Below are 16,929 nucleotides of genomic sequence, written 5' to 3' on the forward strand. Positions count from 1 at the left end.
CTTCTAGACAGGTCAGCGTGGCACCATGCCGACGTTCGGCGACTCTATGGCGTGTCGGCCGTCCGCAGCAACACAATCCGCCGGACCCGGCCCGATGTGTCGGCAATGAAACATCCCTCTGTCAAGGGCGTACGGCCGTCGCACAGCAGGTTTCACCGGTGCGCGAATCGGTTGAAGCGTTACGTTCGAGGCGAGTTGACCGAGTATCGCAAAGTGACCATACACACACCCGGCCGGACCTTGTCGGGCAAGGTCCGGCCGGGTGTGTGGGGTTGACGACCACTGTTGACGTATCGCCTTTTCCGGTCGCCGACTTGGTCGGGCGACTAGGCGAGCAGCGAGGCCGGGTCCACGTACTCGAGACCGTGCGCCTCGGCGACCTCCTTGTAGACGACCTTGCCGTCATGGGTGTTGAGCCCCTTGGCCAGCGCGGGGTCGCGGCGCAGCGCCTCGGCCCAGCCGCGGTCGGCCAGCTCCACGATGTACGGCAGCGTGGCGTTGGTCAGCGCGTAGGTGGAGGTGTTGGGCACCGCGCCGGGCATGTTGGCGACGCAGTAGAAGACCGAGTTGTGGACCGGGAAGGTCGGCTCGGCGTGGGTGGTCGGGTGGGAGTCCTCGAAGCAGCCGCCCTGGTCGATCGCGATGTCGACAAGGACACTCCCGGGCTTCATGCGGGACACCAGCTCGTTGGTGACCAGCTTCGGCGCCTTGGCGCCGGGGATCAGCACGGCGCCGATCACGAGGTCGGCCTCCAGGCAGGCCTTCTCCAGCTCGAAGGCGTTGGAGACGACGGTCTGGATCTTCGTGCCGAAGATCTTGTCGGCTTCCCTGAGCTTGGTGATGTCCTTGTCGAGCAGCGTGACGTGGAAGCCCAGGCCGATGGCGATCTGCGCCGCGTTCCAGCCGGAGACGCCGCCGCCGATGACGACGGCCCGGCCCGCGAGCACACCGGGGACGCCGCCGGGCAGCACGCCGCGGCCGCCGTTGGCGGCCATCAGGTGGTAGGCGCCGACCTGGGGGGCGAGGCGGCCCGCGACCTCGGACATCGGGGCCAGCAGCGGCAGCGCGCGGCTGGGCAGCTCGACCGTCTCGTAGGCGATCGCGGTGGTGCCGGACTCGATGAGCGCGTCCGTGCACTCCTTGGAGGCGGCCAGGTGCAGGTAGGTGAAGAGCGTCTGGTCCTTGCGCAGGCGGTGGTACTCCTCCGCGATCGGCTCCTTGACCTTGAGCAGCAGGTCGGCGCAGGCCCAGACCTCGTCCGCGGTGTCGAGTATCCGCGCGCCCGCGGCGACGTACTCGGTGTCGGGGATCGAGGAGCCGACACCGGCGCCGCGCTCGACGACGACCTGGTGACCGTGGCGCACCAGCTCGTGCACGCCGGCGGGGGTGATGGCCACCCGGAACTCGTTGTTCTTGACCTCGCGGGGGATGCCGACCTGCACGTGGATCACGGTCCTTGGCTCAGAGGATGGGGCTATGACAAGGCATACCCGCTCGAACGCGGGCGCACCGGGAGAAGCCGCAGGAGAATGTGCGGCAGAGCCAGTCTAATGAAGGCGTTCCCACTGTCCAGCCTTTCAAAGCATCAATCTTCAGACAGTGGGCTACGGATTTCGCAGGCATCTGCGGTCTCTTCCCTCAGCATGCGCTCGGCCGTGCTCCGCTGCAGCCCGGCCGCGGTGGGGTCGCCGAGCCGGTCGAGCGTGTCGGCGAGCCGCAGGTGGAGGGCGGCCTGGAGGCGTACGTCCTCGGCCCGGCGGGCCCATTCGACGGCCTCCTGGCAGGTGCGCAGCGACTCCTCGGGACGCCCGGCGTACTCCTGGACGCGGGCCAGCTCGGACAGGGCCCGCGCGTGCGCCGCCACGTCGCCCGACCTGCGGTGTCCGGCGAGGGCCGCGCGCCAGGACCGCACCGCCTCGCCGTAGCGGCCGGCGTAGGTGTGGGCGGTGGCGATACGGCCGTAGATCCGGGCGGCGTCGTCGCGCTCGTCCCGGGCGAGGCGCTGGGCGAGGGCCCGGCCGAACCAGTCGGCGGCCCGGTCGTAGTCCCCCAGCTCCAGGTGGGCGCCGCCCACGGATTCCATGGCGCGGCCGGTCGCGTACGGGTCGTTCGCCTCGCGTCCGGCGTCCAGCGCGGCCCGGTAGCGCACCAGGGCCTCGGCGGTGCGGCCGGTACGGGCGTCCAGGTCGGCCAGGTTCAGCAGGGCCGCGGCCTTCTCCCGGGGCAGCTCGCGGCGCTCGGCGACGTCGAGGACGAGGCGGTGGACGCCGTAGAGGTCGGGGGCGGCGGCCCGGGTGCCGAAATGGGCCACCATGGCGCGCACCAGCTGGGACATGAGCCTGCGGGCGAGGGTGTCCAGCTCCCCGTCGGCGACCGCGAGGCGGGCCGAGGCCAGCAGCGCGGGACGCCGGGCGCGCAGCCAGTCGGCGGCGGCCCGGGGGTGGGGGAAGCGCAGGTCGCGCGGTGTGCCGAGGAGCTTCTCCCGGGCCTGCGGATTGTCGGTCTCGGTGACCGCACGGCAGGACTGGAGCAGCCGTACCGTCCGTTCCAGCATGCGGGCGCGGGCCAGCTGCAGCTCGGCCGGCCGGTCGTGCTTGCGGGCGAGGCGCCTGAGCGGGTCGTGCAGGCACCCGGGGACCTCGTACGCGGGCAGCGGCGAGTCGACGACGCGCAGCAGACCGAGGGCGACGAAGTCGTCGAGGGTGGTGCGGGCGCCGCCGACCGAGCAGCCGGCGAGCGCGGAGGCGGTGTGCGGGTCGACCAGGCCCGCCGGGGCCAGGGAGAGCAGCCGCAGCATCCGGGCGGCGGCCGCGGGCAGGGACGCGTAGACGAGGCGGAAGACGCGGCCGAGGGCGCCCCCCTCGTCGCTCTCCGCGTGCACGTGCTTGGCGAGGTCGGCGACGGCCGCCTGGGGGCGGGCCGCGAGCCAGCCGCCGGCCAGGGTCAGCGCGGCGGGATGGGCCTGGCACAGCTCGACCAGTTGTTCGGCGGCCCGGGGGTCGACGGTGATGCGGACCGAGCCGGTGCAGCGGGACAGCAGTTCCACGGCCGACTTGGTGTCGAGGCCGCCCAGCGTGCACGGGCGGACGTCCGCGATGCCGGTCAGCGGGCCCTCGGCCACGGCGACGGCGAGGCAGTCCGGGGTGTCCGGCAGCAGGGCGTCGACCTGCTCGGCGTCGGCGGCGTCGTCGAGCAGGAGCAGGACCCTGCGTCCGGCGAGTGCGGTGCGCAGGGCCTCGGTGAGGTCGTCCTCGTCGGCCCCGGGCGGTGCGGAGTGGTCCAGCTCGGTGAGCAGGCCCCTGGCCAGGCGTTCGACGGGGACGCGGGTGCCGTCCGGTTCGCTCAGCCGGGCCCGCAGCACACCGTCGGGGTAGTCGTCCGCGACCCGGGCGGCCAGTTCCTCGGCGAGCGCGGTGCGTCCCGAGCCGGGCCGGCCCGCGATGAGCAGGACGCGCGCGCGGGGGGCCTTGCGGCCGGAGAGGGTGTCGAGGCCCGCGCGTTCGATGTCGGCGCGCAGCTCCTTCAGCTCCCGAGTGCGGCCCAGGAACCGACGCTCCTCAGCAGGGTCGTCCGACAGCCGGACGCCGTCCGTGTCCACCGCCTGATCCGTCACGGGCCACACTCCCGATCCCACCGCACCGGCGCCCGCCGGAACCCCGGTTCGGGCGTTTCCCGAGCCTAGTTCACGCTCTGCGACGTTCCCGGCGGAGCGCGGCGGGCACATCCCCCGATCGGATCAGCCGATGGTCACATCGGTGGGGGTCCGGCGGCCGCCCGGGCCTCTCGGCCCCGGGGGCGGGGGCGGTCCTCAGGCCTCGAAGGGCCGGGCCGGCCACGGCGCCTGGGCCGGGCGGAGCGCGTCGAACCCGTCGCCCCGCTCCGCCGCGACCAGCGCGAGCACGCCCACGACCAGGCAGTTGTTGTGCAGGTCCCCGGCGAGCACACCGCGGACCAGGTCCGCGACGGGCACCCGGGCCAGCTCCATGTCGGCCTCTTCGTCCTCGACCTCGAAGCGCTCGCCGGCGGCCTCGGACAGGTCCCGGGCGAGGAAGATCCGTACGGCTTCGTCGCAGCCGCCGGGGGTGGTGTAGACGTCGGTCAGCACCCGCCAGTCCTCGGCCTTGACGTGGGCCTCCTCGTACAGCTCGCGCTGGGCGGCGTGCAGCGGGTTCTCGCCGGGGACGTCGAGCAGCCCGGCCGGGATCTCCCAGAGCTTCTCGCGCACGGGGTGCCGGTACTGCCTGATGACCAGCACCCGGCCCTCGCCGTCCAGGGCGAGGACGGCCACCGAGCCGGGGTGGACCTGGTAGTCGCGGGAGGCCACGGAGCCGTCGGGCATGACCACGTCGTCCGTGCGGATCGAGGTCTTCTTGCCCCGGAAGGGCGTCCGGGTGCTCCGGACCTCCCACTCCTCGGGGGTGTCCTTGATCGTGCTGCCCGTCATCCCTGACCTGCCCTTCCAGACGTACGCGAAAAGCCGGGGCCCGCGCCGTCGACGCGCGTGCCCCGGCCACCGTACAACCGGTGTGCTACTTCGACGTCTTCCGCTCGACCGCCGCCTTGACCAGGCCCGCGAAGAGCGGGTGCGGGCGGGTCGGGCGCGAGCGCAGCTCCGGGTGGGCCTGGGTGGCGACCAGGTAGGGGTGGACGTCGCGCGGGTACTCGACGTACTCGACGAGCTTGCCGTCCGGGGAGGTGCCCGAAAAGACGATGCCGGCCTTCTTCTCCAGCTCCGCGCGGTAGGCGTTGTTCACCTCGTAGCGGTGGCGGTGCCGCTCCTCCACGTACTCCTTGCCGTCGTAGACCTCGCGCACGATGGAGCCCTCGGCCAGCTTCGCCGGGTACATGCCGAGCCGCATGGTGCCGCCCATGTCGCCCTCGCCGGCCACGATGTCCAGCTGCTCGGCCATGGTGGAGACGACCGGGTGGGCGGTGGCCGGGTCGAACTCGGTGGAGTTGGCGTCCGCGACGCCGGCCAGGTTGCGGGCGGCCTCGACCACGATGCACTGCAGGCCCAGGCAGAGGCCGAGCAGCGGGATCCTGTTCTCGCGGGCGTACTTGATGGCGCCGACCTTGCCGGTCACACCGCGCTCGCCGAAGCCGCCCGGGATGCAGATCGCGTCGACGTCGCCGAGCTGCGCCTTGGCACCGGCCGGGGTCTTGCAGTCGTCGGACGTGACCCACTTGATCTTGACGCGGGCCCGGTTGGCGAAACCGCCGGCGCGCAGTGCCTCGGTGACCGAGAGATAGGCGTCGGGCAGGTCGATGTACTTGCCGACCAGGGCCATGACGATCTCGTGCTCGGGCTTGTGGACGCGGTCGAGCAGGTCGTCCCAGGTCGTCCAGTCCACGTCGCGGAACGGCAGGTCCAGCTTGCGGACGACGTAGGCGTCCAGGCCCTCGGTGTGGATGACCTTCGGGATGTCGTAGATCGACCGGGCGTCGGGGCAGGCCACGACCGCGTCCTCGTCGACGTCGCACATCAGGGAGATCTTCCGCTTGATCGCGGTCGGGACCTCCCGGTCGCAGCGCAGGACGATCGCGTCCGGCTGGATACCGATGTTGCGCAGGGCGGCGACGCTGTGCTGGGTCGGCTTGGTCTTCAGCTCGCCCGAGGGGCCGATGTAGGGCAGCAGCGAGATGTGGACCACGAAGACGTTGTCCCGGCCGACCTCGTGGCGGACCTGGCGGACGGTCTCCAGGAACGGCAGGGACTCGATGTCGCCGACGGTGCCGCCGACCTCGGTGATCACGACGTCGACCTCGTCCGTCGCCATGCGGCGGATGCGGTGCTTGATCTCGTTGGTGATGTGCGGGATGACCTGCACGGTGTCGCCCAGGTACTCGCCGCGCCGCTCCTTGGCGATCACGGCCGAGTACACCTGTCCTGTAGTGACATTGGCGGTGCCGTCCAAGTCACGGTCCAGGAAGCGCTCGTAGTGTCCGATGTCCAGGTCGGTCTCGGCACCGTCGTTGGTGACGAAGACCTCACCGTGCTGAAAGGGGTTCATCGTGCCGGGGTCGACGTTGAGGTACGGGTCGAGCTTCTGCATCACGACGCGAAGACCCCGGGCCTTGAGCAGCATGCCGAGGCTGGAGGCGGTCAGCCCCTTGCCGAGCGAGGAGGCGACACCCCCGGTGACGAAGATGTGCTTGGTCGTCGAGGATTTGGGCGGCATGGCCAAGACGGGGCTCCCGTGGTCGCGGTCTGGGGGTGCGGTGCGTCCGTCCTCCGGCCCGGTCTCCCGGGGTGTCGTCGGCGGCGCCGTCGCTGCGGTTCCGGGGTTCTTCTCCCACCGGTCCACGGGCTACCAGCGTAACAGCGCCTCGGGGCGGCGGCTTCCGGCCACCCTCCGCGCACGTCCGGACACGCAGGCGGGAACATCACCGTTTCCTCACCCGGCGGTCACCCGTTCGGCGGACCCGGCTTGCCCGGAGCGGCACACAGATCATCTACGTGCGTCGTATCCTGCTCGGACGTTCGCTGCCGAGTCCGCCCGGCGACGCGGCACCACCCCTCGCCCGTCAGCACCGGAACAACGAGAGCTCGTCAGTTCGTTGAGCAACAGTTGTCGTTTGCGGCACCGCGTTTGGCTTCACGGTCGGACGGCTGCTTTGCTTCATGACTCAACGACGCATGACACACATCGCACGACACACACCGCACGACCCACATCCCTGACACACACCCCTGACCTCACCCTTGACCGCACCAGCGACCGCCCCCATGCGGGGTGACGTGGCCGTTCGACTGGAGTTGCACGTGGCCGGGCGCATCGAAGACTACGCACTCATCGGAGACATGCAGACCGCTGCCCTGGTCTGCCGGGACGGCACAGTCGACTGGCTGTGCCTGCCCCGCTTCGACTCGCATGCCATCTTCGCCGGTCTGCTGGGCACCGGGGAACACGGCTTCTGGCGGATGGGCCCCGCCTACGCCCCCGGCGCCGAACCGCCCACCGCGGCCCGGCGCGGCTACCGCGGCGACTCGCTGATCCTGGAGTCCGAGTGGGACACCCCGCGCGGCACGGTCCGGGTGACCGATTTCATGCCGCCGCGCGACGGCGCCCCGCAGCTGATCCGGATCGTGGAGGGCGTCACGGGGCGGGTGCCGATGCGCTCGGAGCTGCGGATGCGGTTCAGCTACGGCCGGGTGGTCCCCTGGGTGCACAAGCACGAGGGCCGCACGGTGGCCGTCGCGGGCCCGGACTCCGTGTGGTTCGACACGGAGGCGGAGACCTACGGCAAGGCGCTGACCACGTACGCGGACTTCACGGTGGCGCCGGGTGACCGGATCGCGTTCACCATCTCGTGGGAGCCCTCGCACAAGGAGCCGCCCGCGCTGCCCGAGCCCGAGCAGTCGCTGGTGGCCACCGAGGACTTCTGGCGCGACTGGGTCGAGCACTGTACGTACCACGGTCCCTACCGGGAGGCCGTGGTCCGCTCCCTGATCACGCTGAAGGCCCTGACGTACGCCCCCACCGGCGGCATCGTGGCCGCGCCCACCACCTCCCTGCCGGAGGACATCGGCGGGGTCCGCAACTGGGACTACCGCTACACCTGGCTGCGCGACGCCGCGATCACCCTGTCCTCGCTGCTGCGCACCGGCTACCGCGAGGAGGCCAGGGCCTGGCGCGAGTGGCTGCTGCGCGCGGTCGCCGGCGATCCCGAGAACCTGCAGATCATGTACGGCATCGCGGGTGAGCGCGAGCTGGGCGAGGCGGAGCTGGACTGGCTGCCGGGCTACGAGAACTCCACCCCGGTCCGGGTCGGCAACGGCGCGGCGCACCAGCTCCAGCTGGACGTCTACGGCGAGGTGACCGAGGCCCTGCACCTGGGCCACATGACGGGCCTGGCCCGCAACGACTACGCCTCGGTCCTCCAGCTCAAGCTGATCCGCTACCTGGAGGACCACTGGAACGAGCCGGACGAGGGCATCTGGGAGGTGCGCGGTCCGCGCCGCCACTTCGTGCACTCCAAGGTGATGGCCTGGGTCGCCGTCGACCGCACCATCAAGCTGATCGAGTCCGGCGACGCCGACGGTCCGCTGGAGCGCTGGAAGCAGCTGCGGGACGACATCCACCGCGACGTGTGCGAGAAGGGCTACGACAAGGAACGCAACACGTTCACGCAGTCCTACGGCTCCCAGGAGCTGGACGCCTCGCTGCTGCTGATCCCGCAGATGGGCTTCCTGCCGCCCGACGACAAGCGGGTCATCGGCACCATCGAGGCCATCCAGCGCGAGCTGTCCACGTCGGACGGCTTCATCCTGCGCTACCCCACGGACGGCAAGGACGAGGGCGTCGACGGCCTCCCCGGCGACGAGGGCGCCTTCCTGGCCTGCTCGTTCTGGATGGCCGACGACCTGGCGATGATCGGCCGGGTGGACGAGGCCCGCAAGCTCTTCGAGAAGCTGCTGTCCCTGCGCAACGACCTCGGTCTCCTGGCCGAGGAGTGGGACCCCCACCTGAAGCGCCAGGTCGGCAACTTCCCGCAGGCCTTCAGCCACGTGCCGCTGATCGACACGGCTCTCCGGCTGACGGCGAGCGGGGCGTACGGGGGCTGAGCCGCCGCGCCGACGGGCCGGACCTGCACCGGTGCGGCCCGTCGGCGCTCCCGGTGTGCGCCGGGCCGGCTCAGCCGGCCAGCGCCGTCAGGGTCCGTTCCCCGCCCGGGTCCCCGGCCGTCGCCGGTACCAGCGCGATCTCGTCCAGGCCCGCTTCGGCGTAGGCGTCCATCCGGGCCCGCACGGTGTCGAGGTCGCCGACCAGGCCCACGGTGGTCGCCGCCTCCCGGGGCAGCGCCCGCAGCAGGGTGTCCGGGTCGGCACCGGCGCGGGCCCGCGCGACCGCCTCGCCGAAGCCGGCCTCCTCGAACATCTCGCGGTAGCCGGGCACCGTCAGATAGCCCACGACGCCGCGCATGACCTGGGTGAGCGAGGCGGGGTCGGGGTCCACGGCGGCCGGCACCCACGCGGCCAGCGTCGGCGGCGTCCGCCCGGCCTCCGCGGCCGCGGCGAGCAGCTTGGCGCGCAGGGCGCCGACCTGTGCGGGCGAGACCACGTCGAGGAGCATGCGGTCGGCGTACCGGGCGGCGACGGAGATCGCGCGGTCGCCGAAGGCCGCCACGGTGAGCGGGCCGCCCGGCGGCCGATGGCGGCGGGGAAGGCGCTGCCGGGCACGACGGGCTCGCCCGGCGCCCCGTGGAGCAGGCCCCGCAGCGCCGCGGCGGTCTCCTCCAGCACGGCCGCGGGCCGCTCCCGCAGCCGGCCGTGGACGCCCTCGACGACGCGTTTGCTGGACGTGCCCAGCGCCACCCCGACCGGGCGTCCGGTGACGGCGGCCACCGAGGCGGCGCCCCGGGCGATGCCGTGCGGGTCGCGGACCGAGACGGCGACCGGTCCGGCGGTGAGCGCGATCCGGCGCGTGTCGGCCCCGACGGCGGCGGCCAGCACGAACGCGTCCCAGGTCGGTCCCTCCCCCAACCACACCTCGGGGTAGCCCAGCCGGTCTGCCTGGTGCGCCACCCGCAACGGCTCGTGGAGGGAGCTGTCGTCCTCGCGTGCGGCGGCCACGACGGTGATGTCCATGTCCTGTGCCCTACCCACCCGGTGCTCCGCGACCCGTGGATGTCCCGGGTGCGGCCGCGCCGGGTAGCGTCCGGCCCATGGACAGCGGCACGCACAGCGGATTCGACACCCGGGGCGCCGGAATCACCGTGCGGCGGGCACTGGAGCTGCCCGGGCTGCGCAGCGGTCTGCCGGAGATCCTCGCGGGCGCCGACCGCCTGCACCGCACGGTGCGCTGGGTGCACGCCGGTGAGGTGCCCCACATCGCCTCGCTCCTCAAGGGCGGCGAGCTGCTCCTGACCACGGGCTACGGCCTGGGCACGCGCCCCGCCGAGCAGCGGGCGTTCGTGCGCACGCTGGCCGAGCGCGGCATCGCGGCCCTCGTCGTGGAGCTGGGGCCGCGCTTCGCCCGGCTGCCGGCGGCGCTGGTCGACACGGCCCACGCGGCCGGGCTGCCGCTGGTGCAACTGCACCGCGAGGTGCCGTTCGTGGCGGTCACCGAGGAGATCCACACCGAGATCGTCAACGGCCACTACGCGCTGCTCCAGCGGGCCGAGGAGGTGCACCGGCGCTGCACCGAGGCCCTGCTGGGCGGCGGCGGCGTCCCGCAGGTGCTGGGCGTCCTGGCCGACTCCGCCGACAACCCGGTCTTCCTGGAGACCCCCGACGGCCGCCTGCTGTACGCCGCCGGGTCGGGGCCCGAGGGCGCCGACCCGCTCCAGGTGTGGGAGGGGCTGCGCGGCCCGCACAAGGAGGCGCCGCCCCCGGTGGGCTCGGTCCTCGTGGACGTGCCCGGCGGGGGGCCCGGCACCGGGTCGGTGCGGGCCCGCCTCGTGCTGCTGCCGGTACGGTCCCCGCTGGCGCCGGTGCACCGGATGGCGGCGGAGCGGGCGGCCGGCATCCTCGCCGTGGTGCTGATGCAGGCACGGCAGGAGGACGAGCTGGCGGCGCGCGGGCGGGGCGACTTCCTCACCGACCTGGCGGAGGGCCGGATCACGGCGGAGGACGCCCCGGCCCAGGCACGCGTCCTGGGCTTCAAGCCGGGCTCGGGCCCGCTCCTCCCGGTGGTGATGCGGCTCGGCGACGCCCTGTCCCCGGCGGGCGGCGCCTCGGCGGTGCTGGCGCGCGCGGTCGCCGAGGAACTGGCGTCGGTGGGGGTGCCCGTGCTGCTGGGCGTACGGCCGGTGGAGGGCCGCGTCCCGCTGCTGCTGGGGCTGCGCACGGAGTCGGAGCGGGCGGCGGTCGCCGACCGGGTCGCGGCGGCGCTGCGGGCGGGTGTGGAGCGGGCCGGGTTGCGGCGGCCGGGGGCCGGGACGCGGTCGTGGTCGTCGGGGTGTCCGGCGGCTGGGCGGCGGCGTCGGCGGGCCTCAGGCACGCGGCGGAGACGGCCACCGCGGCGCAGGGCCTCACCGACCGGCCCTGGTACGACGCCCGGCGCCTGGACATCGACCTGCTGCTGTGGCGGCTGCGGGACCACTCCGACCTCGCGGCGTTCGTGGACCGGGCGATCGGCCCGCTGCTCGACCACGACGACCGTTCGAAGCCGCCGCTGCTGCCCACCCTCCAGACGTATCTGGCCCACGCCGGACGCAAGGCGGAGACGGCCCGCGAACTCCACCTCAACCGGCAGACGCTCTACAACCGGCTCGCGCGGATCGGTGAGTTGCTGGGCACGGACCTCGACGACCCGCAGACCGTACTGGCGTTGAGCCTGGCCCTGCGCGCCCGCCGGCACGTCGCCTAGGGAGTCTCGTCCGGAGGGTGCCGGGCTCGCCCGGAGGCGTGTGCCTAGAGCAACGGCGTGGGCTGCGTCAGCTCGTCGTAGACGGCGAGCACCTGGGCGACGGTCTCGTCCTCGGTCGGCCAGGTGGCCGCCTGCCGTACGCCCCGCTCCCGCAGCTCGTCCCGCCGTGCCGGGTCGTCGAGCAGGCGGACGACGGCGTCGGCGAGCGCTGCCGCGTCCCCGGGAGGCACCAGTTCGGCGGCGTCGCCGACCAGTTCGGGGATGCCTCCCACCACGGCGGCGACGAGGGGCACGCGCGCGTGGAGCGCCTCCTGGGCGAGCACGGAACGCCCCGCCCCGCGTCGGCTCGGCAGCAGGGCGAGGTCGGCCGCCGCCAGCAGTTCGGGAACGTCGTCGCGGCTGCCGAGGAGCACCACCGGCAGTCCCTCGGTCTCGATCCGCCCCTGCAACTCCCCGCGCAGCGGCCCCTCCCCGGCGACGACGACCAGCGGCGCGTTGTCGAGGCGGCGCCACACGCGCGCGGCGTCGAGCAGGACGTCGTACCCGCGGTGCCGCTCCAGGGAGCCGACGGCGACCAGCAGCGGGCGGTCGACGGCCCCGAGTTCGGCGCGGATCTTGGGGTGCGGCAGGTCGGGGTCCTCGGGTCCGGCGGGGCGGCCCGGCCGGGCGGGGAGCGCGACGGGGCCGAGCCGGGCGTCCCGCGCGCCCGCGCGCCGCGCCCCGTCGACCAGCTCCGAGGTGGCGCCGAGCACCACGGTGGCGGCCTTCATCACCCGTCGCTCCAGCACGCGCAGCAGTTGGGCGCGGGCGCCCTCGGCGTGCGCCCGGTCGTGCCAGGTGACGACGAGGGGGGTGCGCACGCGCCGCCCGCCGAGGGCCAGGGCGGCCCGGAAGGAGGCGTGCAGTCCGTGCGCGTGCACCAGGTCGGCGTCCGCGCACACCGTCCGCAGCGCGGCCACCGAGACGGGGTCGCTGCTGCGCGGCACGTGCACGTGGTCGGCGCCCGCGCCCGTGAAGTCGTAGGTGCACTCCGCATCGGAGGGGGCGCACACCGTCACTTTCACGCCCCGTGCGACGAGGCCCGCGGCCAGTGACCGCACGTGCGCGCTGCTGCCGGCGTTGCCGCCGCCCAGCACCTGCACGGTGCGCAGGGGTGACTGGCCGTGCGGTGAGTGGCTGCTCACGGGGGTCACCTGGCCGGGGCTCCTGGTTCGGCGGGGGACGGTCTCGGGGAACGTGCGGAAGGACGGTGCGGACGGGGCGTGCCGCGCGGTTTCCGGTGCGTCACTCCGTCAAGGATGCCAGGCCGCACGGGTGTTCCGGGAACGACGAGCACCGCCGTCCGACGACCGACGGGGCAACGACACGGAACCGCCTCACCCGTCCGAGTGAACGTGGCGTGGCCCCGGCCCGTCCGGAGCGTACGTCCGGGAGGCCACCGAGGTACCCCGCGAAGGCACCGGGGTACCGGCGTACCGTACCGGCGTTCCTACTGGTCCGCCCGGGCCGTCTCCAGCAGTTCCTCCGCGTGGGCGCGGGCCGTCTCCGAGTCCTCCTGGCCGGCGAGCATCCGGGACAGTTCCCGGACGCGCTCCTCGCCCTCGAGGACCTTCACGCCGGAGCGGGTCACGGAGCCGTCGTTCGTCTTCTCCACCAGCAGTTGCCGGTCGGCGAACGCGGCCACCTGCGGCAGATGTGTGACGACCACGACCTGTGCCTTCTTCGCCAGCCGCGCGAGCCGCCGGCCGATCTCCACCGCCGCCTTGCCGCCGACCCCGGCGTCGACCTCGTCGAAGAGGTACGTCGGCACCGGGTCGGTGCCCGCGAAGACGACCTCCACGGCCAGCATCACGCGCGACAGCTCACCGCCGGACGCGCCCTTGGCGATCGGCCGCGGCGGCGCCCCGGGGTGCGGGGCGAGCAGCAGCTCGACCTCGTCGGCACCCGACGGCCCGTACGCCACCGTGCGCCCGCCGACCTCCACGCCCCGCTCGTCCTCGGTCTGCCGGATCTCGAACGACACGCGCGCGTGGGGCATGGCGAGCGACGCCAGCTCGGCGGTCACCGCGGCGGCGAACCGCTCGGCGGCCTCGGTGCGCGCGTCGGTCAGCGCCTGGGCGAGACCGCCCAGTTCCGCCCGCAGCGCGTCCCGCTCGGCGGTCAGCTCGCCGATCCGCTCGTCGTCGCCGTCCAGCTCGGTCAGCCGCGCGGCGCTCTGCTCGGCCCAGCCCAGCACGGCGGCGATGTCCTCGCCGTACTTCCGGGTCAGCGCGGTGAGCGCGGCCCGCCGCTCCTCCACCGCCGCCAGCCGCAGCGGGTCGGCGTCCAGGTCGTCGGCGTACCCGGCCAGTTCCCCGGCCACGTCCCGCAGCAGGATGCCGACCTCGCCGATCCGCTCGGCGAGCGCGGCCAGCGCCGGGTCGTGCGACCGGACGGCGTCCAGGGCACGCTGCGCGCCCGCGACGAGCGTCGCACCGTCGACGCCCTCGGGGTCCTCGGGGTTGCCGGCGAGGGCGGCGTGGGCGGCCGTGGCGGCCGACGCGAGCGCCTCGGCGTGGCCCAGCCGCTCCGCCTCCTCCGCCAGCTCCACGTCCTCGCCCGCGCGCGGCTCGACCGCGGCGACCTCGTCGAGGCCGTAGCGCAGCAGGTCGGCCTCCTGAGCGCGTTCCCTCGCGCGCGTGGTGATCTCGTCCAGCTCCGTGGCGACGGCCCGCAGCCGCCGGTAGGCCTCGGCGTACTTGGCGAGCGGTCCGGCGACCGCGTCGCCCGCGTACCGGTCGAGCGCCTGCCGCTGCCGGGACAGCTTGAGCAGCCCCTGCTGGTCGGTCTGCCCGTGCACGGCCACCAGCTCGTCGGCCAGCTCGGCGAGCATCCCCACCGGCACCGACCGCCCGCCCAGATGCGCGCGCGAGCGCCCCTCCGCGGAAACGGTACGGCTGATCAGCAGCGCCCCGTCGTCCAGCTCGGCCCCGGCCTCCTCGGCCCGGACGGCGACGGCGGCGTTCCCGGGCACGGCGATGCGCCCCTCGACGACCGCGTTCTTCGCCCCGATCCGCACGAGCGCCGCGTCCGCGCGTCCGCCCAGCAGCAGTCCCAGGCTCGTGACCACCATGGTCTTGCCGGCACCCGTCTCACCGGTGACAGCGGTGAACCCGGGCGACAGCTCGACAACGGCGTCGTCGATGACACCGAGCGACCGTATCCGCATCTCCTCAAGCACGGACACGACCATACGAGGTCGAGGGCGGAAAGCGCACACAGGCCACCCTTGTCACGCCGGGCAAGCGCATGCCGCCAGGGGCGCGGGACTGCGCTGGCAGCGGCTGCGCCGCGGGGCGCGACCAGCCACAACGCACCCGCACCCCGCAACGCACCGGAACCACCCCTTCGAGGAGCGCGGGGAGCACACACAGCCCGCCTGCCACACCGGCGAGGCGCAACCCCCAGGGGCGCGGGACTGTGCTGACAGCGGCTGCGCCGCAGGGCGCGACCAGCCCTGTACGGCCCGCGGCCGGGGCACAGCAAGAACCACCCCTTCGAGTCCGCTAGTGCGGCGCCCCGCGCCATCCGGAAACAGGCAACGCGAACTTCGCCACCAGCCGGTCCGTGAACGAGGCGTGATGCAGCCGGGCCAACCGCACCGGCACCGCCCCCCGCCGCACCTCCACCCGCGCCCCCGGCGGCAGCTCCACCGTCCGCCGCCCGTCGCACCACAGCACCCCCGGAGGGACGTGCGGCAGCACCTCCACCGCGAGCACCGAGTCCGGCGACGTCACCAGCGGCTTCGCGAACAGCGCGTGCGCGCTGATCGGCACCATCAGCAGCGCCTCCACCTCGGGCCACACCACGGGGCCCCCGGCCGAGAAGGCGTACGCGGTCGACCCGGTCGGCGTGGACAGCACGATGCCGTCGCAGCCGAACCCCGTCACCGGCCGCCCGTCGATCTCCAGGACGACTTCGAGCAGTTTCTCGGCGCCCGCCTTCTGCACGGCCGCCTCGTTCAGCGCCCAGTCGGTGTGCACGATGTCGCCGTTGCGGTGCACGACGACGTCGACGGTCATCCGCTCCTCGACCTCGTAGGCCCGGCTGACCACCCGGTCGACGACCTTGTCGAGGTCGTCGCGTTCGGCCTCCGCGAGGAACCCGACCCGCCCGAGGTTGACGCCGAGCATCGGCACCCCGGACGCGCGGGCGAACTCGGCGCCGCGCAGCAGCGTGCCGTCGCCGCCCAGCACGATGAGCAGCTCGCACCCGTCCAGGCACTGCGGGGTGGCCTCGCCGACCAGCTCCACCTCACCGGGCAGCGGCAGATCGCGTGCCTCGGCCTCCAGGACCCGTACGCCGATCCCGGCCCGCAGCAGCCCGCCCACCACCAGCTCCGCGCTGCGGATGGCGGCGGGACGCCCGGTGTGGGCGAGCAGGAAAACGGTTCGCGCTCGGTTCTGTGTCAACTCGGCCCCTCCGCCACTGCACGGTCAACATCGGCCGGGTCCAGTTCACCGGCGCCGGCCCGCAGCCACAGAAAATACTCGACGTTCCCGGAGGGACCCGGCAGCGGACTGGCGGTGACCCCCTTCACGCCGAGCCCCAGCTCCCAGGCCCGCCGCGCGACTCCTCGCACGGCCTCGGCCCGCAACTGCGCACTGCGTACCACTCCGCCGCTGCCGAGCCGCTCCTTGCCCACCTCGAACTGCGGCTTCACCATCATCACCAGGTCGGCGTCCGGCCGGGTGCACCGCACGAGAGCTGGCAGTACCAGCCCGAGCGGGATGAAGGACAGATCCCCCACCACCAGGTCCACGGCCTCCCCGTCGATCGCCTCCGGCGTCAACTCGCGTACGTTCGTACGGTCCTTGACGGTGACGCGTTCATCCTGCCGCAGACTCCACGCGAGTTGTCCGTATCCGACGTCGACGGCGACGACGTGCGCGGCGCCCGCCCGCAGCAGGACGTCGGTGAAGCCGCCGGTGGAGGCCCCGGCGTCCAGCGCCCGCCGGCCCTCGACGACGAGTCCCTCCGGGACGAAGGCCGCGAAGGCGCCGGCGAGCTTGTGGCCGCCGCGCGAGACGTAGTCGGGATCGTCGTCGTCGGCGGTCACCACGATCGCGGCGGCGGTCTCGACCTGCGTGGCGGGTTTGGTCGCGACGGTCTTGCCGACGGCGACCCGCCCGGCGGCGATCAGCTGGCTCGCGTGCTCGCGCGAACGCGCCAGCTTGCGGCGGACCAGCTCCGCGTCGAGACGGCGGCGTGCGACTCCTGCCACGTTCGGTTCAGCTCCTGTGGTCGTACGGTGATGACGGCGACGGGGGCGCCGGGGGTCCCGGGCGGGCGTCGAGCGCGGTCAGCGCGTCGCGCAGCCCCCGGTGTACATCCTCGTACACCTCGACATGGCCGTCCGTGGCCAGGTGGTCGGCGTCGGCCAGCCGCGCCAGCCCCGCGTCGACGCCGGCGTCGCCGGTGGGGGTGCGCGGGACGTCCAGCGGGGTGGGGGCGGCCGGCTCGTACCCGGGGTCCTCGGGCGCCCCGGCCTCCGCCTCCGGGGGCCCGGGGCGGGCCTCGCCGTCCTCGGCCGCCGACGGGACCACCGGTTCGGGTACTGCGTCGCTCATGCCACGAC

General features: G+C 73.7%; 11 protein-coding genes and 2 pseudogenes. 2 read left to right on the top strand and 11 right to left on the bottom strand.

What is annotated here, in order from left to right:
* Positions 1–326 precede the first annotated feature (326 nt).
* The 4 genes from ald to BJ961_RS25590 all read right to left on the bottom strand — a co-directional run bounded on the left by ald (position 327) and on the right by BJ961_RS25590 (position 6,179).
* A complete protein-coding gene (gene ald, locus BJ961_RS25575; protein WP_271415142.1) occupies positions 327–1,451 on the bottom strand; it encodes an alanine dehydrogenase in 1,125 nt (374 codons plus the stop codon).
* A 134-nt stretch (positions 1,452–1,585) separates the two neighbouring features.
* Positions 1,586–3,613 (bottom strand): tetratricopeptide repeat protein, encoded by a 2,028-nt coding sequence (locus BJ961_RS25580; protein WP_271415143.1) that lies wholly within the window; start codon positions 3,611–3,613, stop codon positions 1,586–1,588.
* A gap of 195 nt (positions 3,614–3,808) precedes the next feature.
* Entirely contained in the window at positions 3,809–4,444 is a 636-nt protein-coding gene (locus BJ961_RS25585; RefSeq protein WP_271415144.1) for an NUDIX domain-containing protein, read from the bottom strand.
* Between the two features lie 85 nt (positions 4,445–4,529).
* Positions 4,530–6,179: a CTP synthase gene (locus BJ961_RS25590; RefSeq protein ID WP_271415145.1), complete on the bottom strand. Its 1,650-nt coding sequence runs from the start codon at positions 6,177–6,179 to the stop codon at positions 4,530–4,532.
* Between the two features lie 584 nt (positions 6,180–6,763).
* Here BJ961_RS25590 and BJ961_RS25595 point away from each other — a divergent pair.
* Complete coding sequence (locus BJ961_RS25595; RefSeq protein WP_271417164.1) at positions 6,764–8,566, top strand: glycoside hydrolase family 15 protein; 1,803 nt, start codon at positions 6,764–6,766, stop codon at positions 8,564–8,566.
* Positions 8,567–8,636: 70 nt separating this feature from the next.
* Here BJ961_RS25595 and BJ961_RS25600 read toward each other — a convergent pair whose 3' ends face one another.
* Both BJ961_RS25600 and BJ961_RS25605 read right to left on the bottom strand, forming a co-directional pair.
* Entirely contained in the window at positions 8,637–9,128 is a 492-nt protein-coding gene (locus BJ961_RS25600) for an LLM class flavin-dependent oxidoreductase (RefSeq protein ID WP_408648683.1), read from the bottom strand.
* 47 nt (positions 9,129–9,175) lie between these two features.
* Positions 9,176–9,589 (bottom strand): annotated as a pseudogene (locus BJ961_RS25605) (LLM class flavin-dependent oxidoreductase); the annotation flags it as partial.
* A gap of 77 nt (positions 9,590–9,666) precedes the next feature.
* Between BJ961_RS25605 and BJ961_RS25610 the strand changes: the two are divergent.
* Positions 9,667–11,312 (top strand): annotated as a pseudogene (locus tag BJ961_RS25610) (PucR family transcriptional regulator).
* Positions 11,313–11,356: 44 nt separating this feature from the next.
* On the opposite strand, the gene BJ961_RS25615 reads toward BJ961_RS25610, so the two are convergent.
* From BJ961_RS25615 to BJ961_RS25635, 5 genes are all read right to left on the bottom strand, one after another.
* Entirely contained in the window at positions 11,357–12,505 is a 1,149-nt protein-coding gene (locus BJ961_RS25615) for a glycosyltransferase family 4 protein (protein ID WP_271415146.1), read from the bottom strand.
* A 296-nt stretch (positions 12,506–12,801) separates the two neighbouring features.
* On the bottom strand, positions 12,802–14,544 hold the full coding sequence (gene recN / locus BJ961_RS25620) for a DNA repair protein RecN (protein ID WP_271415147.1): 1,743 nt from the start codon (positions 14,542–14,544) through the stop codon (positions 12,802–12,804).
* Positions 14,545–14,857: 313 nt separating this feature from the next.
* Positions 14,858–15,763 (bottom strand): NAD kinase, encoded by a 906-nt coding sequence (locus BJ961_RS25625; protein WP_271415148.1) that lies wholly within the window; start codon positions 15,761–15,763, stop codon positions 14,858–14,860.
* The gene (locus BJ961_RS25630; RefSeq protein WP_271415149.1) at positions 15,760–16,575 is read right to left on the bottom strand and encodes a hemolysin; all 816 of its coding nucleotides are present in this window, start codon (positions 16,573–16,575) and stop codon (positions 15,760–15,762) included. The genes BJ961_RS25625 and BJ961_RS25630 overlap by 4 nt, the downstream gene beginning before the upstream one ends.
* A 7-nt stretch (positions 16,576–16,582) precedes the next feature.
* Positions 16,583–16,921 carry a hypothetical protein gene (locus BJ961_RS25635; protein ID WP_271415150.1) on the bottom strand — a complete coding sequence of 113 codons (339 nt, stop codon included), beginning with the start codon at positions 16,919–16,921 and terminating at the stop codon, positions 16,583–16,585.
* Positions 16,922–16,929 lie beyond the last annotated feature (8 nt).

Origin of the sequence: Streptomyces lienomycini (genome assembly GCF_027947595.1) — a bacterium.
Classification (GTDB): Bacteria; Actinomycetota; Actinomycetes; order Streptomycetales; family Streptomycetaceae; genus Streptomyces; species Streptomyces lienomycini.